This window comes from Kingella negevensis (assembly GCF_030177895.1).
Classification (GTDB): Bacteria; Pseudomonadota; Gammaproteobacteria; order Burkholderiales; family Neisseriaceae; genus Kingella_C; species Kingella_C negevensis.
The window spans coordinates 965733-991263 of sequence record NZ_CP123448.1; the positions used below are offsets into that span (position 1 = coordinate 965733).

28 protein-coding genes, 1 tRNA gene and 2 pseudogenes are annotated in these 25531 nt (G+C 42.8%); 8 read left to right on the plus strand and 23 right to left on the minus strand.

Features of this window, described 5'->3' with window-relative positions; genetic code table 11:
• Positions 1-16: 16 nt before the first annotated feature.
• From QEO93_RS05415 to QEO93_RS05435, 5 genes are all read right to left on the minus strand, one after another.
• Positions 17-1309 carry a TolC family protein gene (locus QEO93_RS05415; RefSeq protein ID WP_032132903.1) on the minus strand — a complete coding sequence of 431 codons (1293 nt, stop codon included), beginning with the start codon at positions 1307-1309 and terminating at the stop codon, positions 17-19.
• A 121-nt stretch (positions 1310-1430) separates the two neighbouring features.
• Complete coding sequence (rtxA, locus tag QEO93_RS05420) at positions 1431-4301, minus strand: hemolysin RtxA (protein WP_032136237.1); 2871 nt, start codon at positions 4299-4301, stop codon at positions 1431-1433.
• A 97-nt stretch (positions 4302-4398) separates the two neighbouring features.
• Positions 4399-4902: a toxin-activating lysine-acyltransferase gene (locus tag QEO93_RS05425; protein WP_032136238.1), complete on the minus strand. Its 504-nt coding sequence runs from the start codon at positions 4900-4902 to the stop codon at positions 4399-4401.
• Between the two features lie 289 nt (positions 4903-5191).
• Positions 5192-6619 carry an HlyD family type I secretion periplasmic adaptor subunit gene (locus tag QEO93_RS05430; RefSeq protein ID WP_003788049.1) on the minus strand — a complete coding sequence of 476 codons (1428 nt, stop codon included), beginning with the start codon at positions 6617-6619 and terminating at the stop codon, positions 5192-5194.
• Positions 6620-6699: 80 nt separating this feature from the next.
• Positions 6700-8826 (minus strand): type I secretion system permease/ATPase, encoded by a 2127-nt coding sequence (locus tag QEO93_RS05435; protein ID WP_003788051.1) that lies wholly within the window; start codon positions 8824-8826, stop codon positions 6700-6702.
• A gap of 301 nt (positions 8827-9127) precedes the next feature.
• On the opposite strand from QEO93_RS05435, the gene QEO93_RS05440 reads away from it, so the two are divergent.
• Positions 9128-9523, plus strand: coding sequence for an RNA-guided endonuclease InsQ/TnpB family protein (locus QEO93_RS05440; protein ID WP_245190601.1), 396 nt, complete (start codon positions 9128-9130; stop codon positions 9521-9523).
• Between the two features lie 98 nt (positions 9524-9621).
• On the plus strand, positions 9622-9915 hold the full coding sequence (locus QEO93_RS05445; RefSeq protein WP_342446720.1) for a transposase: 294 nt from the start codon (positions 9622-9624) through the stop codon (positions 9913-9915).
• On the opposite strand, the pseudogene QEO93_RS11605 reads toward QEO93_RS05445, so the two are convergent.
• Positions 9843-10046, minus strand: a pseudogene (locus QEO93_RS11605) (amino acid ABC transporter substrate-binding protein); the annotation flags it as partial. The gene QEO93_RS05445 and the pseudogene QEO93_RS11605 sit on opposite strands and share 73 nt — an antisense overlap.
• A 198-nt stretch (positions 10047-10244) precedes the next feature.
• The gene (locus QEO93_RS05450; protein WP_032136239.1) at positions 10245-10946 is read right to left on the minus strand and encodes a Sir2 family NAD-dependent protein deacetylase; all 702 of its coding nucleotides are present in this window, start codon (positions 10944-10946) and stop codon (positions 10245-10247) included.
• 88 nt (positions 10947-11034) lie between these two features.
• Here QEO93_RS05450 and tsaB point away from each other — a divergent pair, with 88 nt between their 5' ends.
• The 6 genes from tsaB (at position 11035) to QEO93_RS05480 (ending at position 14196) form a co-directional block, all read left to right on the plus strand.
• The gene (tsaB, locus tag QEO93_RS05455; protein WP_032136240.1) at positions 11035-11715 is read left to right on the plus strand and encodes a tRNA (adenosine(37)-N6)-threonylcarbamoyltransferase complex dimerization subunit type 1 TsaB; all 681 of its coding nucleotides are present in this window, start codon (positions 11035-11037) and stop codon (positions 11713-11715) included.
• Positions 11716-11719: 4 nt separating this feature from the next.
• On the plus strand, positions 11720-12064 hold the full coding sequence (locus tag QEO93_RS05460) for a YraN family protein (protein WP_032136241.1): 345 nt from the start codon (positions 11720-11722) through the stop codon (positions 12062-12064).
• A 4-nt stretch (positions 12065-12068) separates the two neighbouring features.
• Entirely contained in the window at positions 12069-12665 is a 597-nt protein-coding gene (locus tag QEO93_RS05465) for a phosphoheptose isomerase (RefSeq protein ID WP_032136242.1), read from the plus strand.
• A gap of 31 nt (positions 12666-12696) precedes the next feature.
• Positions 12697-13344: a BON domain-containing protein gene (locus QEO93_RS05470; RefSeq protein ID WP_032136243.1), complete on the plus strand. Its 648-nt coding sequence runs from the start codon at positions 12697-12699 to the stop codon at positions 13342-13344.
• Positions 13345-13397: 53 nt separating this feature from the next.
• Positions 13398-14042: a hypothetical protein gene (locus tag QEO93_RS05475; protein WP_052368604.1), complete on the plus strand. Its 645-nt coding sequence runs from the start codon at positions 13398-13400 to the stop codon at positions 14040-14042.
• A gap of 78 nt (positions 14043-14120) precedes the next feature.
• A tRNA-Lys gene (locus QEO93_RS05480) sits at positions 14121-14196 on the plus strand.
• A 154-nt stretch (positions 14197-14350) separates the two neighbouring features.
• Here the strand turns inward: QEO93_RS05480 and QEO93_RS05485 are convergent.
• From QEO93_RS05485 to QEO93_RS05560, 16 genes and pseudogenes are all read right to left on the minus strand, one after another.
• Positions 14351-15177, minus strand: a pseudogene (locus QEO93_RS05485) (IS630 family transposase).
• 52 nt (positions 15178-15229) lie between these two features.
• Complete coding sequence (locus QEO93_RS11610) at positions 15230-15655, minus strand: NF038104 family lipoprotein (protein WP_179184671.1); 426 nt, start codon at positions 15653-15655, stop codon at positions 15230-15232.
• A gap of 57 nt (positions 15656-15712) precedes the next feature.
• Positions 15713-17035, minus strand: a complete 1323-nt coding sequence (gene miaB / locus QEO93_RS05495; protein ID WP_032136262.1) for a tRNA (N6-isopentenyl adenosine(37)-C2)-methylthiotransferase MiaB — start codon at positions 17033-17035, stop codon at positions 15713-15715.
• Positions 17036-17179: 144 nt separating this feature from the next.
• A complete protein-coding gene (gene lipA / locus QEO93_RS05500; RefSeq protein WP_032136246.1) occupies positions 17180-18169 on the minus strand; it encodes a lipoyl synthase in 990 nt (329 codons plus the stop codon).
• Positions 18170-18386: 217 nt separating this feature from the next.
• A complete protein-coding gene (locus QEO93_RS05505; RefSeq protein ID WP_032136247.1) occupies positions 18387-19112 on the minus strand; it encodes an SDR family oxidoreductase in 726 nt (241 codons plus the stop codon).
• 135 nt (positions 19113-19247) lie between these two features.
• The gene (locus QEO93_RS05510; protein WP_280642227.1) at positions 19248-19427 is read right to left on the minus strand and encodes a hypothetical protein; all 180 of its coding nucleotides are present in this window, start codon (positions 19425-19427) and stop codon (positions 19248-19250) included.
• Positions 19428-19568 (minus strand): DUF5397 family protein, encoded by a 141-nt coding sequence (locus QEO93_RS05515; protein ID WP_245190602.1) that lies wholly within the window; start codon positions 19566-19568, stop codon positions 19428-19430.
• A gap of 89 nt (positions 19569-19657) precedes the next feature.
• Positions 19658-20278, minus strand: coding sequence for a lipoyl(octanoyl) transferase LipB (lipB, locus tag QEO93_RS05520; RefSeq protein WP_032136248.1), 621 nt, complete (start codon positions 20276-20278; stop codon positions 19658-19660).
• 11 nt (positions 20279-20289) lie between these two features.
• Positions 20290-20565: a YbeD family protein gene (locus QEO93_RS05525; protein ID WP_032136249.1), complete on the minus strand. Its 276-nt coding sequence runs from the start codon at positions 20563-20565 to the stop codon at positions 20290-20292.
• A gap of 85 nt (positions 20566-20650) precedes the next feature.
• On the minus strand, positions 20651-22111 hold the full coding sequence (locus tag QEO93_RS05530; RefSeq protein WP_032136250.1) for a DegQ family serine endoprotease: 1461 nt from the start codon (positions 22109-22111) through the stop codon (positions 20651-20653).
• Positions 22112-22297: 186 nt separating this feature from the next.
• Positions 22298-22990, minus strand: coding sequence for a M48 family metallopeptidase (locus tag QEO93_RS05535; RefSeq protein ID WP_032136251.1), 693 nt, complete (start codon positions 22988-22990; stop codon positions 22298-22300).
• 3 nt (positions 22991-22993) lie between these two features.
• On the minus strand, positions 22994-23725 hold the full coding sequence (locus QEO93_RS05540) for a lysophospholipid acyltransferase family protein (RefSeq protein ID WP_032136252.1): 732 nt from the start codon (positions 23723-23725) through the stop codon (positions 22994-22996).
• 57 nt (positions 23726-23782) lie between these two features.
• On the minus strand, positions 23783-24559 hold the full coding sequence (gene map / locus QEO93_RS05545; protein ID WP_003790932.1) for a type I methionyl aminopeptidase: 777 nt from the start codon (positions 24557-24559) through the stop codon (positions 23783-23785).
• 46 nt (positions 24560-24605) lie between these two features.
• On the minus strand, positions 24606-24755 hold the full coding sequence (locus QEO93_RS05550) for a hypothetical protein (RefSeq protein ID WP_157686214.1): 150 nt from the start codon (positions 24753-24755) through the stop codon (positions 24606-24608).
• 29 nt (positions 24756-24784) lie between these two features.
• Positions 24785-25279, minus strand: a complete 495-nt coding sequence (locus QEO93_RS05555) for a hypothetical protein (RefSeq protein ID WP_032136253.1) — start codon at positions 25277-25279, stop codon at positions 24785-24787.
• A 36-nt stretch (positions 25280-25315) separates the two neighbouring features.
• Positions 25316-25516, minus strand: a complete 201-nt coding sequence (locus tag QEO93_RS05560) for an acyl-phosphate glycerol 3-phosphate acyltransferase (protein ID WP_230471695.1) — start codon at positions 25514-25516, stop codon at positions 25316-25318.
• Positions 25517-25531: the final 15 nt, after the last annotated feature.

The window sequence follows — 25531 nt, forward strand, 5'->3', positions numbered from 1 at the left end:
GGTATCACGGTTGAAATCATATATTCTCAATACTTTCTACACCCAATCCACTTTCTTTCACTAGCGTTAAATAAGCAATCAAAAAACGATAGCGAACTTGTGCTAACTTTTGTTCTGCTTGGGCAACTTCTTGTCTAGCACGAATAACTTCTAAACGATTTCTCATACCATGCTGCTGTCCAGTCTCGGTAGATTTTAGTTTTAATCGGCTGCTTGCTAATACGCGTTCTTGCGCTAGAATTTGGTAATGGGTAGCATTTCCTTCTGTATGGGCTTGGCGAACTGCTAGTTTAATTTTACGTTCCATCTCAATTAATTGAGCATTTTCCGATTCATAGCGTGCACTATTTTCTCGGATTTTGCTGCTTAATTCGCCACCAGTATACAAAGGGAGGCTTAATTGTACAGAAACAACAGGTCCTTCACCGTGATAGCGATAATTACGGCTTTGGTTAGATGACTTTTGAGTGAGGCTTTGATAACCAACATTAGCTGTAACTGTTGGAAAACGGCTATTTTTAGCGACATTTATAGCCTCTTCCGCACTTCGCACAGTCAATAATTGCGTTTGATATTCAGGATTATTGAGAAGAGCCATTTGTTGCCATTCTGCCAAACTGTATTGCTGAAATTTTGGCAAATACTGCTCAATCAAATTTTGAGTGTGAATGGGTGAAATGGTTTTGCTATCTAAACCTGTGTAGTTATTTAATTGATTTTCTAAAACCTGTTTTTCTGCAATAGCGGCAATTTCTTGTGCCAACGCATTATCATAACCTGCTTGCGCTTCGTGAATGTCTAGTGCAACAGCTGCACCACGTTTAAACATTTCTTGTGCTTGTTTAACCTGTTGAGCATAAGCGGCTTTTTCAGAAGCGTGTGCTGAAACAGTATCTTTGCTTAGCAATAAATTAAAATAAGTTTCGCTTACTTTCAATAATAAATCTTCACTTTTAGCATTGAATCGTTGTTCAGCTGCTTGGCTGTTATATTTGCTTTGACGATATTGTGCCATTTTACTGGCATCAAATAATGTTTGACTCAGTTGTATATTCCAAGTTTTAGATTTTTTTGTGCTAGACACAGAAGGGGGCTGATGCTGATAATTAGCATTTGCTGCAATATGTGGCAAAAAAGCAGCTCTTGCTTGTTTACGTTGCTCCATACTGGCATCACGTTGAAATTGAGCTGATTGATAATCTGCTGAGTATTCCTTAGCTGCTGCCCACGCTTCTTGTAGTGTAAATGCATTGACAGATTGAGTACAAAATAGACTAAATATCAAATATAAAGGTGAAATTTTTTTCATATTGAGTTTGTTATTAATGGTATTGATATTTCAGGCAGCCTGAAAATAAATGGTTGAACACAAAATTATCATTTGCCCATTTTCGTAAAATGAAAATGGGCAAATGGTGCTATCGCATTATTTACACTGCGCTAGGTGCTAATACATTTTGCGGTGATTTGTGCGCAGGCTGCAAATAATTTGAAGCCGTTGCACCACGTGAACCAAATGAAGCCATAGATTCAATCAATTTATTCAATGTGCTCGCAAGATTACCAGAGTCAATAGATTTGCTCTTATTCTCTTGCGCTAATTGTTGCAATTGAGCGGAAGTAATGGTTCCAGTTTGCTTATCTTTTAGCAATTTATCAATTTGTTCTGACGTAATATAGTCACCGTTTTTACCGATGATTTGTTCGATTTTGTCATCAGTCGCATTGCCATGATAATTTGGTCGAGATAGTGTTTTATACCATTCAGCCATATTGATGCTGCCTGAACCATCATTGCGTTTAATCATGATACCTTGCGCAGTGCGCTCAATAGTCAATTCAGATAAATCTGCATCAGCAAACGCTAATTTATCACTACCATGTGAGTCATACAGCGTGTCATTGCCATCACCTTTACGAGAAATGTAGACATCATTGCCGTCCCCACCATTTATTACATCATTACCTTTACCGCCATCTAATAAGTCATCCCCGTTTCCGCCATATAAATGGTCATCACCATTACCACCAAATAAACGGTCATCGCCATCATTACCTTCCAGTGTATCATTACCATCGCCACCATGGAAGATATCAGCAAATTTAGAACCTTTGAATGTATCACTAAATTGACTACCTACAATCTCTTCTACTGATTTTAATGTATCAGTTGTTTGATAGCCATGTTCAGGACGTTTTAATTCAAAATCGCGATATTCCAGCGTTTCTGTACGTTTACCAACTTGTGTAGTTTGGCGTTTAATTACTTCGTGGTAGAACGACCCATTGTTAATCGAGCGGTTTACTGTGTAGCTGCCAGCTTCTGTAGCTTTAGTACCATCCACATTAACTTGCCCCAAACCACCATCTTTACTGTAAAACACGCGGTCGTGACCAGCACCGCCGTCCACATTCATTTTACCTTGACCAGCAAAAATATCATCATTGCCCGAACCTGCATTCACATTCAAAGCAATTTCCTCTGTTTTACCGTTTAAACGTCCATCTTCATCATTAAAGGCAACGTGTTGAATAACTTTTGAGAAATCCAAACGTGAATTAGCTTCACCATCTTTAACTGTCCACGATTTCACACGGTTAAATTTTAATTGATTGATGTAAGAATATTTACCATTTTGAACACGCTCACGAGTTTCAGTACCCGCTGTCAGTAATGGTGATGTGAAATGCAAAGCTTGTGTTTTTTTACCATTAGCATTGCTAATATCAACCACACCTGTTCTTGTGTCCACAGTAACATTTGAAGCGCCATCTAATTTTTTGCCATCTTCAAATGCATCAGCATAAGCTTTACCACTGCTTACACGGTCGCCCAATTTGGTGATGCCAGCTAATTCGCCAATATTTGCATCCCAACGTTGTTGCGTAATCGCAATAACACGTTCAGCCTGCAATTCTTTATTCAATTCAGACAGTAATTTTAAATTGCGTTCTAAATAATGCGCGTGACGGGCATCATATCCATTTTCAAAATAGTTTTTACCACCATTTTCTTTTTCCCAAGCCAAGATTTTGCTTTGTAAACGATTCGCAACGCTTTCAAACATTGCTTGTTTAGAAGCTTCCAAAATGCCTGAAATCAAACCTGTTACACCAGCAACCAACAAAGCAACAGGAGAACCTACAACTGAGCCTACTGCCGCAGCAGATACACCAGCAGATACTGCACCCAATGCTGTATTAATTGCAGTCAAAGAAGCTTCAATTGTACCAGCCCCGCGTTGGTATTCAGCTAATAGACTATCACCATCGTAACCAAATTTTTTGAATTGTTTAGCAAATTCATCAATTAGAGAAGCATTTTTAAATTTATCTGCGGCATTCATAAACGCCAATGGGCTGATTGCCAACATAATAGAAGCAGTAATTAGACTGGCAACTGCGCCTGTGGTTGATAAGCCCGCAGCAGCACGTTGTGCCAAAACATAAGATGAAATGGCTTTGGTAACATTACCAATTACTTGATTGCTTAATTCAAAGCCTGCTGCTACTTTTTTCTCAGTAGAGGCGTTTTTATCTGCCAAAGTAAAACCAGCTGAAATGCCTGACAACAAACCGCTAATCATTTCTAAGCCCAAATTTGCTTTGCCAAAATTAGGTAAGTTTTGCAATTTGTTGCCCAAACCTGATAAACCTTTGGTTTGAGAAATCGCTGCTCCCAATCTGCCCAACTGTTCAGAAAATGCTTCTATTGATTGAACGCTATTTGAAATGTTATTGACCAATTCATTAATCAAGTCAAGGCTTGCTTTTGCCAAGTCAGTTGCACTGGCATCACCTTGTTTTACCAGTGAATCCAAATCCATACCAGCCAAAGCAGTACCTAAGAAAGAACTTAAAGTAGATAAAATCTGATTGGTTTTGGTTAATTTAGAATCAATATTTGCTGAACTGCCTAGGCTTTTTGCTAATTGACTTGAAGAATATTTTTGCAAAAGTTCATCCAATTTTTTAGCAGAAACGGCTACACCAGTTTGAGTAAAGCTTAAAAGTTTTTCTACTGTATCAATTGATTTTTTAGCACTTTCAATATTGTTAGCATCTTCTTGTAATCGAGCAATCCCTAGTTCATCTGCTGCTTTTATAAGTTCGTTCAGACTGCCTACTTTTTCAATGTCATAATCTTTAGGGATGGTAAGATATAAAGATTTTGCACCTGCTACGGTTGCTTTACCTGCTGCTACTGTACCTGTTTTAGCTGCGTGTCCAGCTTTGTTCAAAGCTTGTACACCTGCTTGTGCGCCAGATTTTAATTTAGCTTTTGTTGTTACTAAGTTCATAATTCACCTCAATTTTCAAATTTGAATAGACATTATTAAAATGGTTTCAGGCAGCCTGAAACCATTCAAGCTGTTCTATCCATTTGTTGTTAAAAAATTATTTTGATGTACTGATGATAAAATTATCCTGTTGAGATAATGCATTCATCAGCTCTTTTTGATACTGTTCAAAAGATTGCATAGCTAATTTTGCATCAACATTTCTCCCATAAAATTCAGAAATCTTCCCATTCGACGAACCTGCGTCCACTCGAATAGCCCTAAACAAACCATCAGAAAATAACTTTCTCATATGTTTTGTTAAAAGATAACTATCGCCAAACGGTGCAATCCAATCGATAAACCAATATCGGTCGCCAGATTGCCAATCTTCCAATTTAAGAGAAGTAACATCATTGATGTATTTCACTTCCGTTTCTAAATTCAACCTTGCCCAACTGCAATAGGCAATAGGCATCCCATCTCGAACCAACAATACATACTGTTGCGTTTCAATAGCTGGAATAACATTGGTTGAAAAAAGCGATAAAGGCCAATTTTGGTGTAATTCTGAATTTGTCCATAACCACGCGATGCTGCCTAGTTCTGAAAATTTATCCATTTGTAGACTCCTAATACTATTTTTTTAATTGATAGATTGTATCAAAAAGTTGAGTCTCTATTCTACTTAATCCAACATATTGATTAATATAAATCAAAGTATTTTATTTTTTCTAAAATAATTGCTTAGATGCGCATTTTTATTTTAAAAAATAGAAAAAAATGCATAAATAATTTCATGAAATATAAATCCTATTTGGATTTTTACTGTCTCTTATTGAAAATAAGAGAAAGCAACCAAAGAATTTTGGTTGCTTTTTTGTTTTCAGGCAGCCTGAAGAATCATCAAATCATCGTTCTCTGAAACTTTCATCTATCTTAGTTTGCAATGGACTCAACAAGTAATCCAAAACGCGGCGTTTCCCTGTTTTAATCTCCGCACTCACGTTCATACCTGCGGTCAGGTTTACCGTTTTCCCATCAATATTCAAATGATTTTTATCCAGCGAAACAATCGCGGTATAAACCAAACCCAGTTGCTCATGCGTGGTCGCATCGTGGCTGATGCTTTTCACTTTGCCTGTCAGATAGCCATAGCGTGTATACGGGAAACTCTCAATTTTAATCACAGCATCTTGACCTTGTTCCACAAAACCAATGTCTTTGTTTAAAACAAGAGCCTCCACTTCCATTTTTTCATCATCAGGCACAACCACCATAATTTTTTGTGCAGCCTGAACCACTCCGCCAATCGTATAAGTTGCCAACTCTTGAACCGTACCATTGACAGGCGATTGTAACGTCATCAGTTGCTTGCGCTGCTTGGCCTTATCCGTCTGGCTGCGATATTGGTCAATTTGTTCATTAGCTTGACGGAGCGCGTCCAAAGTATCACGTTTGAGATTTTGCGTGTTCAAAGTGCGATTTTGCTCCGCTTGCGCGATGGCAGCCTGAATTTGTTGAATTTGACCGCGCGTGCTGCGTAAATCATTTTGATTGCTGACAGATTTACTTTCCTGCTCCAAATAAGTGTGTTCCGAAATAAAATTTTCAGCTTTGAGTTTTTGATAATCGGCAGTTTTTTGCTGCTCAATCGCGCCCACCGAAACCAATTTTTGCTCTTGCGCTCGTGCTGATTGCAATTCTGCTTGATGCCCTCGCAAGACGGATTGTAATTGTTCGTCTTGTGCAGCCCACGCTTGATATTGGTTTTGCGCGAGAATTTGAGCAGCCTGAAAATCGGTTTCTGAAATATGAAACGTTTTGGCAGTAGCCCAGTCCATACGCGGCGCAGTATGTGTTTGCAGCGCGTTTAATACGGATTCATAGCGCAATTTAGACAACTGCGCCGCTTGCAAAGCCTGCTCCGATTGCGCCACATCGCTATCCGTGCCGACTGCTTCTAATTCAAGCAGCGTTTCATTCGCTTGAACGTGTTGTCCATCACGAACGTGAACCGCTTTCACCACAGCCGTTTCCAAAGGCTGAATGATTTTACTGCGGCTGCCTGAAGATGTTTTACCCGATGCAGTGGCGACAATATCAATATGACCAAACCAAGACCAAACCAGTGCCAATACGGTAAACAACATAATCAATCTTGCCGCTACTTTAGGGGCAGCAGAAAGCGGCGTTTCAGTCAGCTCCAAATGAGCAGGTAAAAAAGCACGTTCATCTTCACTACGTGGCGGCGGGTCAAGTTGGTCGCGTACCGCCCATACGTTACGCCATACGGTTAGATAACGAGAGAAAAAGTCTTTTAGTGCAGAAAACCACATTTTGATAACCTTTTGATATTTTCAGGCTGCATTTTTCAGGCAGCCTGAATATTGATTTCTTTTCAGGCAGCCTGAAAAACTTACCCATTCTGTAAATCATACAAATAACGATAATATCCATCTGCTTTTTGCAATAAAGCCTGATGCGTTCCTTGTTCCACAATCTTGCCCTTATCCATTGCAATAATCCGATGCGCGTGGCGAACCGTAGATAATCGGTGCGCGATAATCAGTACCGTCCGTCCCTGACAAATCGCTTGCATATTTTGCATAATCGCACGTTCACTTTCATAGTCCAGCGCACTGGTTGCCTCGTCAAAAATCAAAATGCGCGGATTGGTAATCAACGCACGAGCAATCGCAATGCGTTGGCGCTGTCCACCCGATAAACCTGCGCCTTGTTCACCTACCATTGTGTCGTAACCTTCCGACAATTCCATAATGAAATCGTGTGCGCCTGCTAATTTGGCAGCCTGAATAATCTGTTCCAACGGCATACCTGTATCGGTTAGCGCGATGTTGTCTCGGATACTGCGATTGAGTAACACATTTTCTTGTAGCACCACGCCCACTTGTCGGCGCAACCACGCAGGGTCTGCCAATGCTAAATCGTTACCGTCCACCAAAACACGTCCGTTTTCAGGTGTGTATAAGCGTTGAACCAGTTTCGTTAGCGTGGATTTTCCCGAGCCTGAACGCCCAACAATCCCTAACACTTCGCCTGCCTGAATCTGTAAATTCAAATCCTGCAAAATCAAACGCCCATCGGCTTTGTATCTAAAATCAACGTGTTCAAAAGTAATGTCGCCTTGAATATCGGGCAACGCCAAACGCGATTGCGGATTTTCAGTCGGTGCATTCAAAATATCGCCCAAACGCGCCACCGAAATCCCCACTTGCTGAAAATCCTGCCACAACTGCGCCAAGCGAATCACAGGCGCAGCCACCTGTCCTGCCAGCATATTGAACGCAATCAGTTGCCCAACAGACAATTTTCCTTCAATCACCAATCGCGCCCCAATCCACAAAGTCGCCACCGAAACCAATTTTTGAATCAGTTGCACGCCTTGTTGTCCAATCACGGCGAGTTTGGTTACTTTAAAACTGGACGCAACGTAAGCCGCCAGTTGATTATCCCAACGGCGCGTCATTTGTGGCTCAACTGCCATTGCTTTAATTGTGCCGACCGCTGTCATACTTTCCACTAAAAACGACTGATTATCGGCATTTCGCGCAAATTTGTCGTTCAATCGTGTCCGCAAAATCGGGCTGATAAATGCCGACCAAAACGCATACGCTGGCAACGATGCCATCACGACTAGCGTGAGAGTCGGGCTGTAATACCACATCACTAGCAAAAAGATAAACGAGAACACCAAATCCAATACTGAAGTCAAAGCCTGACCCGTTAAAAAATTGCGGATTTGCTCCAACTCGCGTACACGCGCTACGGTGTCGCCTACGCGGCGATTTTCAAAATACGCCAATGGCAAGGCGAGCAAATGGCGGAATAGTCTCGCGCCCAGTTCCACGTCAATCCGTGAAGTGGTGTGCGCGAAAATGTAGGTGCGCAAACCGCCTAGCATAATTTCAAACAAGCTAACCACCAACAGCGCAACAGCGACCACGTCCAAAGTAGAAAAGCCGCGATGAACCAATACTTTATCCATCACAATTTGGAAAAACAAAGGTGTGATAAGCGCGAAAATCTGCAAAACAACGGACACCAGCAGCACTTCTAAAAAAATGCGGCGATATTTAATCACGGCTGGGATAAACCAAGTGAAGTCAAATTTTGCCAAGCTGCCCAACACGGATGCGCGAGATGCGACAAAAATCATTTTGCCTGAATATCGTGCGGCAAATTCGCTGGCATTGAGAATGATTGGGCGGCTTTCGCTTAAATCGTGAATAAGATATTGCGTAGCTTCGCCTGTGCCGTCTATTTTGGCGAGTAAAAAATGGTCTCCATCTTCGCGCCAAACAAGGGCGGGTAGTGAAGCCATAGGTAAGCGTGAAATGGGTTGTTTCACGACTTTGGCTTTGAGTTCCAGTTTTTTGGCGGCTAAAAGCCATTCGGTTTCGCTTAAATCATTGTTCAGGCTGCCTGAAAAATGATGAGAAATGTCAGCTGGATTGGCGGCGATACCGTGATAGTGCGCAAGGATAATTAACGCAGATAGGGCGGGTTGAGAGGTTTTATCCATATCAGAAATATTTGTCAAAAAAAGAGATAATTTAAAGTTATAAGAATTCTAGCAAGTGTTGGAGATAAAAAATAGATTAAATACGCTAATTATTGAGATAGATTAATAGAAATATCTGTTTTGGAGCTATTTATGGAATTTATCCGAATGCGCCGTTCACGGCGGAGATATCAGGCGCGGACTGCGAAGCAGTCCAATCAATGTTAAAATTTAGCCAATTTTTTAAAACTGAAACCTAAAAATGTTGATACTCAAAGCGTTCAAATTTGAATGAATGCCCAACGGAGAACAAGTCCACAAAATGAAACAATTTTGCGGCTGTTCACGTTTCGTATTCAATCGCGCTTTGGCGTATCAAAATGAACAATATCAAAAAGATAACTCTTTCAAATTCAGTTACGCCAAAATTGCGAATTTGCTGCCTGAATGGAAACGTGAGCTAGTGTGGTTAAAGGATTGCCACAGCCAAGTTTTGCAACAAAGTCTAAAAGACTTGGAAAGTGCGTTTAAAAACTTTTTTGCAAAACGCGGCGACTTCCCAAAGTTCAAACGTAAAGGCGATAAAGACAGTTTTCGCTTTCCTCAAGGCTGCAAATTGGAACAGCACAATAACCGTATCTATTTGCCAAAAATAGGTTGGGTGCGTTATCGCAATAGCCAAGCTATTTCAATAGCCGAGCTATTTCAAGCAGCCTGAAAAATGTAACCGTCAGCCAAAAATGCGGTAAGTGGTATGTTTCTATTCAAACAGAATTTGAGACCGAAACGCCAAAACCCAACGGCGGAGAAATCGGTATTGATATAGGCATCGTTCGTTTTGCTACTTTGTCCAATGGCGAATATTTTGAGCCGATTAACGCATTTAAGAACCTAAAAGGCAAATTAGCGAAACTACAAAAACGTTTCAAAAACAAGACCAAATTTTCTAAAAATTGGCAAAAGTTAAAAGCCAAAATTGCCAAAAAACTAGCAGAGAAGTTTTGGTCTTGTGCAATAGCATTTAAAATTTCTACGTCAAAGCCTGCAATACTGCCATCTTTTTCTTTGAAGTCAAATGGAGGGAAGCTAGCATCGGTACCACCGATGTAATGCTCGGCTTTTTTCTCTGCATCAGAAGCAGTCGCGGTATCGCTTGCGGAAGCACTGCTTGCTTGCGCTGCAGGAGTTTGATTGGCAGACTCTTGACCACCACAAGCTGATAAAGCCAACAAGATAGACACAACAAGTAAGGATTTTTTTGATGGAAATAACCTTTTTATTTTAATTAAAAGTGAATAACTAAATTATTTTAGTAGCTAGCCAGAAATTGACATATATCAATACATTTTAACAATTGATTTACGTTTTTAACAAGACTGTAAGTTAAAAAAATGAATCGTGAAATAATGTTAATTAATAAAATAAAAATAATTTATTTTTCAGGCTGCATTCGCCAATTTCAATAAATACGGTTTCAACGAAGCTAATCCAGCAGAAGCAGTATTTTTCACAAATTCCACATTTGCCATCGCTGCTTGTTCCATAGGCGCAGGGTCAATCACAAAAATCGGCACGTCTGGCGATACATAATTGAGCAACGTATTCGCAGGATACACTTGCAAAGACGTGCCAATAATCAACATTACATCAGCTGTTTGCGCCCATTCAATTGCGGTATCCAAAAGCGGCACGGATTCGCCAAACCACACAATATGCGGACGCATGGCAAACCCATTCGGGTCTTTGTCATCACGTGTGATGTCTTTTGTACATGGCACAATATAATCCGTGTCCACCGTACTACGCATTTTGTTCAGTTCGCCATGCAAGTGCAAAACTTCGCTGCTGCCACCGCGCTCGTGTAAGTCGTCCACATTTTGAGTAACAATCTTCATTTCAAACACGGATTCTAGTTCTGCTAACAATTTATGCGCTGCGTTGGGTTGCGCTAACTCCGCTTGCTGATGGCGAGTGTTGTAAAAATCCAGCACTTGTTGTGGGTCGCGCTTGAAGCCTTCGGGCGTGCAAACGTCTTCAATACGATAGCCTGCCCACAAGCCACCATTGCCGCGAAATGTGGATAAGCCACTTTCCACGCTAATCCCAGCTCCGCTTAATACTACGCAAATTGGTTTCTTCATTGTTCAATCCATTCAAAAAAAGTTTATATTGCAGCCTGTTAATTAGAGCATGATATAATCCGCACTATTTATGTAAAGCGCAACCATCATGCAGCCTGAAAAAAATCTACTCGCCATTGATACCAGCACCACCTTCCTATCCCTTGCCCTGCAAGCCAAAGGCAAGTTGTACACGTATCACGAAGAAGTAGGCAATCAACAATCCAGCTATATCTTGCCACAAATCAGCGCATTGCTCGCGCAAGCACAATGCATCGTAGCCGATTTAGACGCGATTGTTTACGCACAAGGCGCAGGCGCGTTCACAGGATTACGCATTGGCATTGGCGTGGCGCAAGGCTTGGCAACGCCATTCAACACACCGCTTATCGGCATACCCTGCCAAGACGCAGTTGCCTATTTGCAGCCTGAAAACGAATGCGTATTAGCCGCCACAGACGCACGCATGAACGAAGTGTTTTACGCCTTTTTTGACACCAAAAATCACAAACGGCTCAGCCCCTATCAAGTGGGCAAACCCGAAGATATCACGCAGCCTGAAAACTATCGTGCCGAGCAAGTGATTGGCGTAGGCAACGCATTTGCCTTACCCAACGCCCCACAATTTTCAGGCAGCGCACAAATGCCCACCGCAGCCGATTATCTCGCGCTGGCGCAAACCGAGCGATACACCGCCACCGCTCCCGAACACGCAGAATTATTATACGTCCGCGACAAAATCGCGCTGACGGCTGCCGAACAATCAGCTAAAAAATTTCAGGCAGCCTGAAAATATGAAACTCACGCACCCCAAAGGCAAAGTCGCCGAAGACCAAGCCCTGCAATTTTTGCAAGCAAACGGCTGTCAGCTCATCACAAGAAACTGGCATTGCCCTTATGGCGAAATCGATTTAATTATGCTTTCAGGCTGCATTTTGTTGTTTATAGAAGTAAAATACCGCAAAAATAAACAATTTGGCGGCGCAGCGTACAGCATAACGCCCAGCAAGTTAAACAAAATACAACGCAGCGCAGAGTTTTATTTACAGCAAAATCCCCACAACGGAGCTTGCCGACTCGATGCCGTGTTGATAGAAGGCAACGCCCCACCGCAATGGATAACCAACATTACAGGATAAACAGATGACTACTTTAAACGAACGTGTCGCCGCGCACTTTGAAGAAAGCATTAAAACCAAACAAATCGCGCAAGAAGTGATGACGGAAGCCACTGCCGAAGCCGCCATGTTGCTGTTTAACGCATTAGCCAATGACGGCAAATTCCTAATTTGTGGCAACGGTGGTTCAGCCGCAGACGCGCAACACTTCGCAGCCGAAATGACAGGTCGTTTTGAAAAAGAACGCATGGAATTAGCCGCGATTGCGCTGACAACCGACACTTCCGCACTCACAGCCATCGGCAATGATTACGGTTTTGACCATATTTTCAGCAAACAAGTTCGCGCATTAGGACGCGCAGGCGACGTGCTGGTGGGCATTTCCACATCAGGCAACTCTGCCAACGTGATTGAAGCCATCAAAGCCGCCCACGAACGCGACATGAACATCATCGCCATGACAGGGCGAGACGGCGGCAAAATCGCAGCCATGCTCAAAGATGGCGACGTTTTACTGAATGTGCCTTATCCACGCACCGCACGTATTCAAGAAGTGCATATTTTGCTGATTCACGCGATGTGTGATTGCATTGACACCATGCTAACCGAAGGCGTTGCCTAAATCAGGCAGCCTGAAAACTGGAGGTTATTTAATGAAGCAATTACCGAAAAACTTAAAAGTACTCACTTTAGCGATTGTTGCGGCTAGCGGTTTGGGTGCGTGTACCACAGCAGCTGTTGCCACTACAGCCACAGTGGCTGGAGTAGGTTCTGCAACCGATTTTGCAGTAGACAGAAGAAGCATGGGCAGCAAAATTGATGACGAGGCGTTGGAACTGCGTATTAAAAGCAACGCCAGCAGCTTAGTGAAACAAGCCAATTCAGCCAGCACCACAACGTTCTCAGTTATCAGCTATAACCATAACGTGCTGCTGATGGGGCAAGCAGCAAATGATAACGAATATGCACTGATTGAACGTGCAGCACATTCAGAACCTGCTGTGAAACAAGTTTATAACTATGTGCAAGTGCTGCCTGCAAAACGAACGCTGGCTAATATCAATGCGGATACTTGGATTACTTCTAAAGTACGCGCACGATTGTTAGGCTTAAGTTTGAAAGTTTATCCAGGTCATGTAAAAGTAGCCACTTTTAACGGAACAACTTATGTGTTGGGATTGCTCACTCCAGAGCAACAAGCAACTGTTACTGAGATTGTTCGCACCACATCTGGCGTTCAACGTGTTGTTACTTTGTATGAAAACTATTCTTCAGGTAGCGACAACAAAATAAGTTATTAAGTAGGAATCAAGCATTCAGGCAGTTTTCAGGCTGCCTGAAATTTGGAACACTCATGGCAAAATTAAACAAAAAACAAAGCGGAATAACATTTGGCAACATTTTGATGTCGCTATTAGTATTGGGCTTATTTATCGTTATCGGGCTAATGGCGGTGCTATATCTGGAAATTTCCAAAACACCTGAGAGAACAGCCGCTAATTTTCAGGCTGATAGTACGCAGCCTGAAAAAATTAAAGTAGAAAAGTTATCACCAACTAATCGTGGTAAAGGTGAAGTGGTTGAGAAAGAAGCAGGTGAAACTCCTGTAGCTTCTAAGGAAAATGCAGAAGCTCAAGCAGCTTCAGTGCCGGAAGAATCAGATAATACTAAAATCAACAAGGCAATATTGTCAGGCGGGGCAAATATACAGCCTAAAAAACCTGCGCCTAAGTCAGTTAAACAAAATGCTGATGTTTCAAAAACTCACCCAGCGAATGAAACAACTGGTGAACGTGAGTTAATACCAACTAATGTACCATCAGGTAATAAGCAAGAAAGTAAGCCTAAAAATGATGTGCCAACAGTCGCTAAGCCAGCTCGTCGTCCAGAAAGAACTATTGAATCTAAACAAACGGGTGAACGAGAATTAAAACCTGTTGAACGCCCAAATCGAACTAAATCAAACTCTGAAAGCGATAGTATTAGCAATTTATTTTAATTAAATTCAATGATTTAAAATTTATTTATAATAAAACGCTTGCGGAATTTAAATTTAATCTGTATTATTCGCGACTTCGGGTCGTTAGCTCAGTCGGTAGAGCAGCGGACTTTTAATCCGTTGGTCGAGCGTTCGAATCGCTCACGACCCACCAGATAAATCAAAGAGTTAGGTTAAATACCTAACTCTTTATTTTTTGCCGTGTACGTTTTGTGGACGTATTTTGTATGAATCAAACTAATCCACAGTGGACGATTTTGTCCAAAAATGAACTGTTGTAAAAAATATACAAATCAACGGTTTTATAGTTAATTAAAATAAAAATAGGATAGTAACACATCTGTAAAATTATCATAACTAGGCAAAATTGAACGCATATATTTCTTAATATTTGCCCATGTTTTTTCTATTGGATTTAATTCAGGCGAATAAGGTGCAAGCGGTAGCATTTTATACCCCAAATGATGCCCCATTTCTTGCAGAATACCCATTCTGTAAAATCTAGCATTATCTAAAATAATCAATGACTTTTCAGGTAAATTGGGCAATAGCATAGTTTCAAACCATGCTTCAAAAAAATCGCTGGTCATTGTATTTTGATAAATCATTGGCACAATTAAATTGTGCCCAATTTGCGCTGCAACTAATGATAAGCGTTGGTATTTTCTACCGCTTATCTTGGTTTTAACGATTTCCCCTTTCGGACTACGAGCATACGGACGAAAGAAATAGGTATCCAATCCTGTTTCATCCAAATAAACAAGCGGGTAGTCCGAAAATTGGGCTAACTGAGCTAAATAATGAGCTACTTTTTCTGGGTCTTTTTTTTACGCGTGATACCTAATTTTTTGAGCGCATAAAAAATAGTTGATGTGGAGCAACTAAACATTTCAGCCATTTCATAGAGATAAGCATCAGGATTTTGTTCAATATATTGTTTGAGTGCTTGCGTATCCAATTTAGTGGCATTTTGCCCTTTGACTTGATGTTTCAGGCTACCTGTTTGTTCTTCTAATTTAATCCAAAGGTAAAGCGTATTTCTTGAGATACCATAGGTTTTGGCAACTTTACTTGCATTGTTACATTGCTTGTAACAATTTAATGCTTTTTCTCGTAAATCAATTGAATATGCCATTTTATGCACCTTAAAGATAAAATTAGAATTGCACTATTTTATTTTGAATTTACTACTTCCAAATTTGCGTTTCAGTGTGCGTTTCAGACTGGCGCGTTTCCGTCCAACCATCATGCTCAACCACCACAGGTTCAGCCACATGCACATCAGTCTGGCGGTCAATCAACTTAGGTTCAGCAGAAACCACAGGTTGCGTTTGCGTAACTGTTTCAGGCTGCGAAACCACTTTTTCAGGCTGCGACACTTCCACAGCTTTAGGCACAGTTTGCACCGTTTCCTCTTTTTTCTTAGACTTCTTCTCATCCTTATCGCCATCAGGAATCATTGCACCAATCACCGCGCCCGTTCCTTTAACCGCCAATTTGCCAGCCGTTACCACCGTAGTCGCCGCCAAATCCGCCACCGCGCCCACCACACAACCTTGCAACAATAAACATAAAATCACCAAAGCAGGCAGTCTGAAAATTGCCTTATTCATTTTTATTTTTTCCTTTGAAAATGCAGCCTGAAAACTATTTTCAGGCTGCGTTTGAGATTAAACCAATTCGCCGCTCAAAGAGAACGTACGCGCGTCCGTAATTTCCAATTCTACCATTTGGTTAATCAAGTCAGGTGTGCCGTAGAAATTCACCACGCGATTGTTGGTGGTACGCGCTTGCAGTTGGTCAGGGTCTTTTTTGGATACACCTTCCACCAAGCAGCGTTGGATTGTGCCAAGCATCGTTTGGTTAATACGCGCTGTTTCCGCTTCAATCACTTCATTTAACGCTTCCAAACGACGCACTTTTTCTTCGTGTGGCGTGTCGTCTGGCAAATTCGCGGCTGGCGTACCAGGGCGCGGACTGTAAATAAACACGAAACTCAAATCAAAGGCGATGTCTTTAACCAATTTTAGCGTTTGTTCAAATTCGCGCTCCGTTTCGCCGGGGAAACCAACAATAAAATCCGAACTCAAACACAAATCAGGGCGAATGGCGCGTAATTTGCGAATAATGGATTTGTATTCCAACGCCGTGTAACCGCGTTTCATCGCGCTCAACACGCGGTCAGAACCGCTTTGAATTGGCAAATGCAAATGCGAAACCAATTTCGGCAAATCGCGATAGCATTCAATAATCGCGTCCGAAAATTCGCGTGGGTGGCTAGTTGTGAAACGCATACGTTCAATGCCAGGGATTTCATGCACGATACGCAATAAAGTCGCAAAATCGCAAATTTCGCCGTTGTCCATTTCGCCGCGATAGGCGTTTACGTTTTGTCCTAACAGATTGATTTCTTTTACACCTTGTTGCGCCAAGTTCGCGATTTCCGTCAGCACATCATTGAGTGGGCGTGAAAATTCTTCGCCGCGCGTATAAGGCACAACGCAGAATGAGCAATATTTTGAACAGCCTTCCATAATGGAAATAAACGCACTGCCGCCTTCCACACGCGCTGGCGGCAAGTGGTCAAATTTTTCAATTTCGGGGAACGAAATATCCACTTGCGACAAGCCTGTGGTTTCTTTGTCCACAATCATTTTAGGCAAGCGGTGCAAAGTTTGCGGCCCGAAAACGACATCCACATACGGCGCACGTTCAATAATCGCCTCGCCCTCTTGCGAAGCCACGCAACCTGCCACGCCAATGATTAACTGCGGATTGTCTTTTTTCAAATGTTTCACGCGACCCAAATCAGAAAACACTTTTTCTTGTGCTTTTTCGCGCACCGAGCAAGTGTTAAACAAAATAATGTCTGCGCCTTCGGGTTCGGCAACTTGTTCAATACCGCCGTGTTCTTCGGCTAATACAGCAAGCATTTTTTCGCTGTCGTATTCGTTCATTTGGCAGCCAAAGGTGCGGATAAATACTTTTTTCATGGTTTGTATAACTTTATTGTCAGGTAGCCCGTAATTGCGGAGCTGATTGATGAAAATATTTTCAGGCTGCCTGAAAATACACAAGCAGCCTGAAAATAAACGAACGCGCATTATACTGATTTTTCAGGCGTTCTGAATGACTTTTTAGTGATGACAACAGCCACCGTTACCGTTTTTGCTATCCAGCACTTCATGCGCTTGCATATCCGCGTGGTAACTCGAACGAACCATCGCGCCAATCGCCGCGTTAGTAAAGCCCATTTCATACGCTTCTTTTTCAAACTCTTTGAACTGCTCTGGCGTTACATAGCGCAAAACAGGCAAATGGCTATCAGACGGTTGCAAATATTGACCGACCGTAATCATCTCAATATTGTTTTCACGCATATCGCGCATGATTTCGCGCACTTCTTCGTCCGTTTCGCCCAAGCCAACCATAATGCCTGATTTCGTTGGGATATGCGGCATCATTTCTCGGTAACGGCGCAACAATTCCAGCGAGTGTTTGTAATCCGCCCCAGGGCGCGCTTGTTTATACAAACGTGGGTGCGTTTCCAAATTGTGATTCATCACATCAGGCGGATTTTTCGCCAAAATTTCCAGCGCAATATCCAAGCGACCTCGGAAGTCTGGCACAAGAATTTCAATTTTTGTGTTTGGGCTGGTTTTACGGATTTCGTTAATGCAATCCGCGAAGTGTTGTGCGCCGCCATCGCGCAAATCATCGCGGTCAACCGAAGTAATCACAACGTATTTCAAACCCATTGCCGCAACGGATTCCGCCAAGTGTTTCGGCTCGTTCGCGTCCAATTCATTTGGGCGACCGTGTCCCACATCGCAGAACGGACAACGGCGCGTACAAATATCGCCCATAATCATAAAAGTGGCTGTGCCGTAGCTGAAACATTCGCCAATATTCGGGCAAGATGCTTCTTCGCACACGGTGTGCATTTTTTGGTTACGCAAAATATCTTTGATTTCAAAGAATTTTTTGCTTGTCGGGATTTTGGCTTTAATCCATTCAGGTTTTTTGATTTTTTGCTCCAATGGAACGACTTTAATTGGAATGCGTGCGGTTTTTTCTGCGCCTTTTAGTTTGACGCCTTGCATATTGGGTTTGGTTTCTGATGACATCTTTCTTCTTTCATAAGTGCGTTTTCAGGCTGCCTAAAAACGGTTTTGGGGTTAATTTTTGGTTTTCAGGCTGCTTTTTTAATGGATAACAATATCCTGCGTAGGGTGTGCCATACACACTATTTTTGCACAATAAGCAAATTTTTAAGTTGTTTAAAAATGCTGGTGCGCGGGGTACACCCTACGACTATCTATCCATTTTCAGGCTGCCTGAAAACTACAATCCTTTTCGCATAATCCTTTGACCCAAAGTCGCAGAAATACGGTTAATCCAGTATAAAAGTTTGGTTTTACCAGCCATGATTTCAAAATGATTGCGTTCAAAATCACGCCAAAATTCGTCTGCCAATTCATCGGGAGAGATTTTCAAATTCGCGTGTCCTTTGCCTTGCGACATCGGCGTGGCAACCATCGGGGGCATAATTTCAAACACGCGCAACGATGTGTTTTCCATTTGCCAGCGCAACACTTGCGAAAAGCTGTGCAACGCGGCTTTGGTCGCGCAATACAGGGCGCAGGTTTCTTTTGGCACAATCGCCAAACCTGACGATACGTTAATCACGGCGGATTCTTGTTTCGCGGTTAAAATCGGCAGAAAGGCGCGTGTGAGCTGGGCGGGCGCGGTTAAATTGATGTTGATTTCTTGGGCGATTTCATCATCGTTTTGCGCGTCCAAGCGTTTGGTGAATTGGATACCTGCGTTGTTTACCAACACGCTGACTTCGGGAAAATCACGCACCAAGCGTTCGCGGTCTTCGGTTTTGGAAACGTCTGCAACGGCGATGCGGCAGCCTGAAAGTTGCGCGGCAGCTTGCTGCAAAACGTCTTCGCGTCTGCCCACCAAAATAATTTGGTTGCCTGCGGTGTGGAATTTTTTGGCAAGCGCAAAGCCAATACCTGTCGCGCCGCCTGTGATTAAGACGGTGTGTCCGTTTAATTTCATTCTTTATTTCTCTTCGTTTTTCAGGCTACGTTTAGCTTACGATTTTACAAATTGCGTGAAATCTGACCATTGTTCAATTCTGAACACCCGAATATCTCGCACAGAAATGGGAAACCAAGGTAACGTTTTCAAGGCTTAAATAGCGGTAAACAAGTTCGCCATATCTTCATTGTTGTTGATATACAAGCTGCCTTGTACGCGCTGAAATCCATATTGCGACAAGGTTGTCCCCATGTCTTGATAGGCTTGACTCACGCCTTTTGGGTGGGCTTGCTGCGTTTCGGAAACGACTAAATCAAAGGAAATTGCGTACATTTAATTGGCTTTCGGGTCATTCAATAAGTTGGAAAGCGGATAATACTCGCGCTCACCTCTTTCCAATAATTCAATCTGCACCAAAATATCGCCATTAGGCAATTCTTTTTCAGGCTGCCCTACCAAATAAGGAACGCCCATTGTGCCAAATGTGCGAACTTAGCCAGTTGGAATATATTTTTGATTTTCCATGATTTTATCTTTCACTTGGGTTTTCAGGCTGCCTGAAATCACAATTTCAATTTTTCGTAATCCAATTCGCTAAGCAAATGCTTGCTCAATTTCTCTGCCACTTCGTCCCAAGTGGGGCAAGGATTCAAATAATCGCGGATTTGTGCCATTTCCAAGCCTGCGTAACCGCACGGGTTAATCTGATGAAACGGCTCTAAATCCATGTTCACATTCAACGCCAAACCGTGATACACCGAACCATCTTTAATCCGAAGCCCGAGTGATGCGATTTTGCGATTGCCAACGTAAACGCCTGGACGGTCGGGGTCGTTAGCAGAATCAATGCCGTATTCTGCAAGCGTGGCGATAATGCTGTTTTCCAACGCGGACACGATTTTGCGCACGCTTGTGTGGCGGCGTTTGAAATTTATCATCGTGTAAACCACCAGTTGCCCTGGTCCGTGATAAGTGATTTGTCCGCCGCGGTCGATTTGCACCACGGGAATATCGCTTGTGAGCAAAAGGTGTTCGGGTTTACCTGCCAAGCCTTGCGTAAATACAGGCGGATGTTCCACCAGCCACAGTTCATCTTCAGTTTCGGGCGTGCGCTCGGCGTTAAATTTTTTCATGGCTTCAAACGTGGGCTGATAGTCCACCAAACCAAGTTTGATAATTTTCATTTCAGGCTGCCTTAGAATACGACTTTTACCATGTGATGCGAGGTTACTGCGCGGTAAATATTGTCCAAATGCTCTTGGTTTTCGGCGTACACGGTTACGGTTGCGCCAACGTAATTGCCTTTTGAACTTGGGCGCAGTTTGATGTGTGCTTCTGTGGTGCTTGGTGAATGTTGTTGCACAGTTTTCAAAATTTCACTTGAAAAATCAGGGTGTTGCGCACCCATAATTTTTAAATCAAAATGGGTTGGAAATTCAATTAACGGTTTTTGTTCTGTTGTGTTAGACATAGTTTTTTCCTACAAAATAGCGCGTATTTTAACGCAAAAATAGGGTTTTCAGGCTGCGTAATTTTCAGGCAGCCTGAAAAACGGGTTATGGCAGAATCAACGCAAAGAAAATGGTTGAACCTGCGCGCTGCACCAAAATCGGGATATTTTTGCCTGATTTGGTAACGGCTTGGACAAATTCTTCTTGGTTGTGAACGGGGATACCTGCCACTTGTTCAATCACATCACCACGGCGTAAACCTGCGCGCGCGGCAATGCCTTTCACATTGCGAACCACCAGCAAGCCATCATTTTCCACGCCAATGGTTAAGCCAGCATCAACAAATTCAAAACTACTCACATCGTGCGCGCTAGGTTGATTAATGTTGCTTTCTGCGCTTTCATTATTGGCATCTTTTTGTTCATTCAAAACGGCGGTTAATTCAATCAATTTGCCCTCACGCCACACACCCAACTTGATTTTTTTGCCAGGCGACATGGAACCAATCATAGCGGGCAAATCACTAGATGATTTTACGGTTTCGTTATCCACGCTGCGAATAATGTCGCCCAACTGCAAGCCCGCTTGAGCAGCTGGACCGCCTTCCACCACTTTCACCACCAATGCGCCCGTTGGTTTATCCAAACCAAACGATTGCGCCAAATTATAAGTAACCTCTTGAATCACCAAGCCTAATTGACCACGCTGAACGCGTCCTGTCGTTTTCAGTTGCTCAGCCACATTCATCGCCACATCAATTGGAATGGCAAACGAAATGCCCATAAAGCCACCGCTTCGGCTGTAAATCTGCGAGTTAATCCCGACTACTTGCCCTTTCAAATTAAACAATGGACCGCCCGAATTACCAGGGTTAATCGCCACATCAGTTTGAATAAACGGCATGTAATTATCAGCAGGCAAGGTGCGGTTTTTTGCCGACACAATCCCTGCAGTTACGCTGTTTTCAAAGCCAAACGGCGCACCAATCGCTACCACCCATTCGCCTGATTTCAATTCATTCGGGCTACCAATTTTCGCAGCAGGCAAGTCTTTTGCATCAATTTTCAGCAAGGCAATATCTGATTTTTCATCAGAACCCACCAATTTAGCAGGATATTCACGCTTATCATTCAAGACCACTTTAATATTGTTCATGCCTTTAATCACGTGCGTGTTCGTCAGTACATAACCGTCCGCGCTGATAATCACGCCTGAACCGAAATTGGATTCCTCTTCTGATTGTTCGGGCGAATCAGGCTGATTTGGCACAATGCGTTTGAAAAATTCTGCAAACGGGTCTTCTGATGAATCTTCTTCTATTTTGTTTTGAGCGGTTTGTGCTTCAGGGTCGCTGTCTGCCTGAATATTGACAACGGTGCTGCCTTCACGTGCCACCAATTCCGTAAAGTTTGGCAACAACATGCCCACCGTGCCGTCTGCTTGAGCAGGTTTCGCCTCTTTCACAAACGCTTGTGAAGCCGCTTGATTGTCTGTTTCTTGTTTATCGCCGCAAGCAGAGACCGCCAAAGCTGTTATCACAGCTAATGAAATCAACTTTTTATTCATGTTTCTTTAAATCCTTTGTTTACTGTTTTCAGGCTGCGTTTGAGTACGCAATAGAGCGTCGGCGGCTCACCGACACATTTTCAATTTAATTATCAAAGATTTTGTCGGCGAGCCGCCAATGCTCCATTTTTCTCGTATATTTTCAGGCTGCCTGAAAACACCTATATGGGGAACGCAGCCTGAAAATCAACCAAGCACAAACAAGGTTTTCCCCTGCTCTTTCAGCCACGCCTCCGCGCTATCCATTTGCGGAAATTCCTGTCGCAGCAACGCCCAAAAAGCCGCGCTGTGATTGGTATGTTTCAAATGGCACAGTTCATGCACGCACACACAATCTTGCACAAATTCAGGCGCAGCAATCAGCCGCCAGTTAATCCGAATCCCTGTGTGCGGACGGCAGACACCCCAAAACGTCTTCGCGTTGGTTAAGCCAATCGCCACAGGTTTCAACTTCGTCTGCCCAATCCAATATTCCAGTTTTGCCAACAAATGCTTTTCCGCAGCCTGAAAAAAATATTCACGCAACAAATCAAATTGTTGCGTTTGCGATAAACTTTCAGGCAGCCTGAAAACCAAGTTTGCCTCATCACGCTCAATTTGCGAAACAGGCACAGACACCAGCGCATAAGTCTTGCCCATAAAACCCACATTTTCAGGCTGCGACATCGCAGGTTCAGGCGCACGCTTCGCCAGCAAACGCTGCAAAACCGCTTCATTTTTATCCAGCCACGCCAACAAATCTTTTTGCGTGAACCAGTTCGGAATCCCAATTTTCAGGCTGCGATTATCATTCGGGCGCACGATAATGTTTTTCTTCGTATTGCGCTTAATGTGCAACGTAATCGCGCAGCCTGAAACCGTGCAAATCATCGTATTCATTTTTCAGGCTGCCTTTTTCGCGCACGGGCCTTTTCCTGAAATTTCAACTTGTTGCGTTTCAATCCAGTCCTCGCAAGCCGCCATCAATGCCACTTCATCGCCCGAACCGTGCGCAATCGGTTTGCCTATGACCACTTCAATCGTTCCGGGGTATTTCAAAAACGCATTACGCGCCCAATATTCGCCACTATTGTGCGCCACAGGCACCAAATCCATTTCAAACAATTTTGCCATGCGCGCGCCGCCCAATTTATAGCGACCGCGTTCGCCAGCAGGCATGCGCGTGCCTTCAGGGAAAATCGCAATCCAAAAGCCCTCGTTTTTACGCGCCATACCTTGTTCCAACAACATTTGCGTGGCTTTCGCACCTGCTTTGCGGTCGATGCCGATGGTTTTCGCCAGTTTCAAGCCCCAGCCAAAAAAGGGAATGTTGAACAATTCTTTTTTGGCGACATAGATTTGCAATGGGAAAATTTCTTGCAACGCCAGCGTTTCCCAGCCGCTCTGGTGTTTCGCGCAAATGATAGACGGCGTGCTGGGGATATTTTCTGCGCCGCGCACCACATAGTTCAGCCCCACAATGTTTTTCAGCACCCACAGCAGCATTTTCACCCATGCCAAGCCGACTTTGTTCACGCCTTTGTCAAACGGCAGCGCGAAAATCACGCAGATGAACATAATGGGCATGGAAAGGGTGAGAATAATCCAATAGATTAAGTTTTTGATGTATAACATATTTATTGATTTCGTGTTTTCAGGCTGCCTGAAAATATCAAGCAGCCTGAAAGTGTTTTATGGACGACCTGTACGCGGAGAAATCGTCAAAATTTCGCACCCTGTTTCGGTTACCAAAACTTCGTGTTCCCATTGTGCGGACAATTTGCGGTCTTTGGTAACAACAGTCCAGCCGTCGTCCAAAATGCGCAGGTGGCGTTTACCTTGGTTAATCATCGGCTCAATCGTGAAAATCATACCGGGTTTCAGCACCAAACCTGTGCCTTTGCGACCGTAGTGCAGCACTTGCGGTTCGCAGTGAAATTCGCGCCCAATGCCGTGTCCACAAAATTCCTGCACCACAGAATAACCTGCGTTTTCAGCCACTTGCTGACACGCGTAACCAACGTCGCCCAAAGTTGCGCCTGCTTTCACAGCGGCAATGCCTGCCATCATGGATTCGTGGGTTACGTCAATCAGGCGTTGCGCTTGTGGGCTGATTTTGCCCACTGCAAACATACGGCTACTGTCGCCGTGGAAACCGTCTTTTTTGATGGTTAAGTCGATATTGATGATGTCGCCTTCTTTGAGCGGTTTGTCGTCTGGAATGCCATGGCAAATCACGTGGTTCACTGATGTGCAGCATGATTTTGGATACGGCGGATTGCCGTAGTGCAAAGGTGCTGGGTAGCCGCCTTGTACGTTTACATGGTAATCGTAAACCAGTTTGTCAATTTCGTTGGTGGTGATGCCTGGTTTGATAAAATCGCCAATATAATCCAATGCTTCGGCAACCAAACGACCGAGTTCGCGCATTTTGTCTTGTTCTTCTGGGGTGGTGATGATAACTGCCATTTTTTAAAAGTCTCTTTCTGTTTTTAAATTAGTTAATAGGTGGATTTTAAATTATCTGAACGTCTGGTTCTAACAAAATATCATCGTCAGAACCTGAAAATAATTGGTTGATTTTATCATTCGCCAAATTATCAAAATCATCAGGTACATCAAACGATTGATTTAAAAATCCAATCCATTTTTGGATAATTTGCATGATATTTTCCTTTCAGGCTACCTGAAAAGCTAATTTCCCATTATTGGCAATTCAGGCAAAACTCTATCATTTGCCAACGCATCGCATAATTTAGCGAAAAATTTTGCAGTCTTTTGATGATAAATTTTTTGCATATTTTCATTATCAATAAACATTTCTATTTCGCTACGCACCAATATCATGCTATATAAATTTTCTTGATATTCAGTAGAAAACGGCAAAATTTCCCAAACTGGACTATCTATTTTCAAATAATCTAATTTATTTGCTAGTAAATCTAGCATTTCTCGGATAACAAGCATTTTTTCATCATGCCCATATTGATTACTAATTATTTGAAGAATATCATTTTTCACTTGATTACCACGATAATTCACCCACCACAATTTTGTATAAATTTCATCAGGAAAATGATTTTTCGCGCAATCCGTATTTAGCCATTGTTCAAAATCGGCTGCCGATTGGCGACCAGTTAAAAACGGCAGCAATTTCCAAAACCATTTGGGTAATGATGAATTTTGCATGATATTCCTTTCAGGCTGCCTGAAAATTATTCCATATCATTGAACAGGCAATTTTTGCAAAACCGTTTCGGCTGAATCCGATTTAATGGCTAACCAATTTGCTTTAAAACCAAATGCAATCGGATTATCAGGAATTGTGGATATTTCAGGCTGCTGAATGGGCTTTTGCGCCAACGCAGAATTAGGCATCAATAAATGCCAAATTGCCAAGCATAATCCAGTCAAATATTTCTTCATGATTTTCCCTTTCAA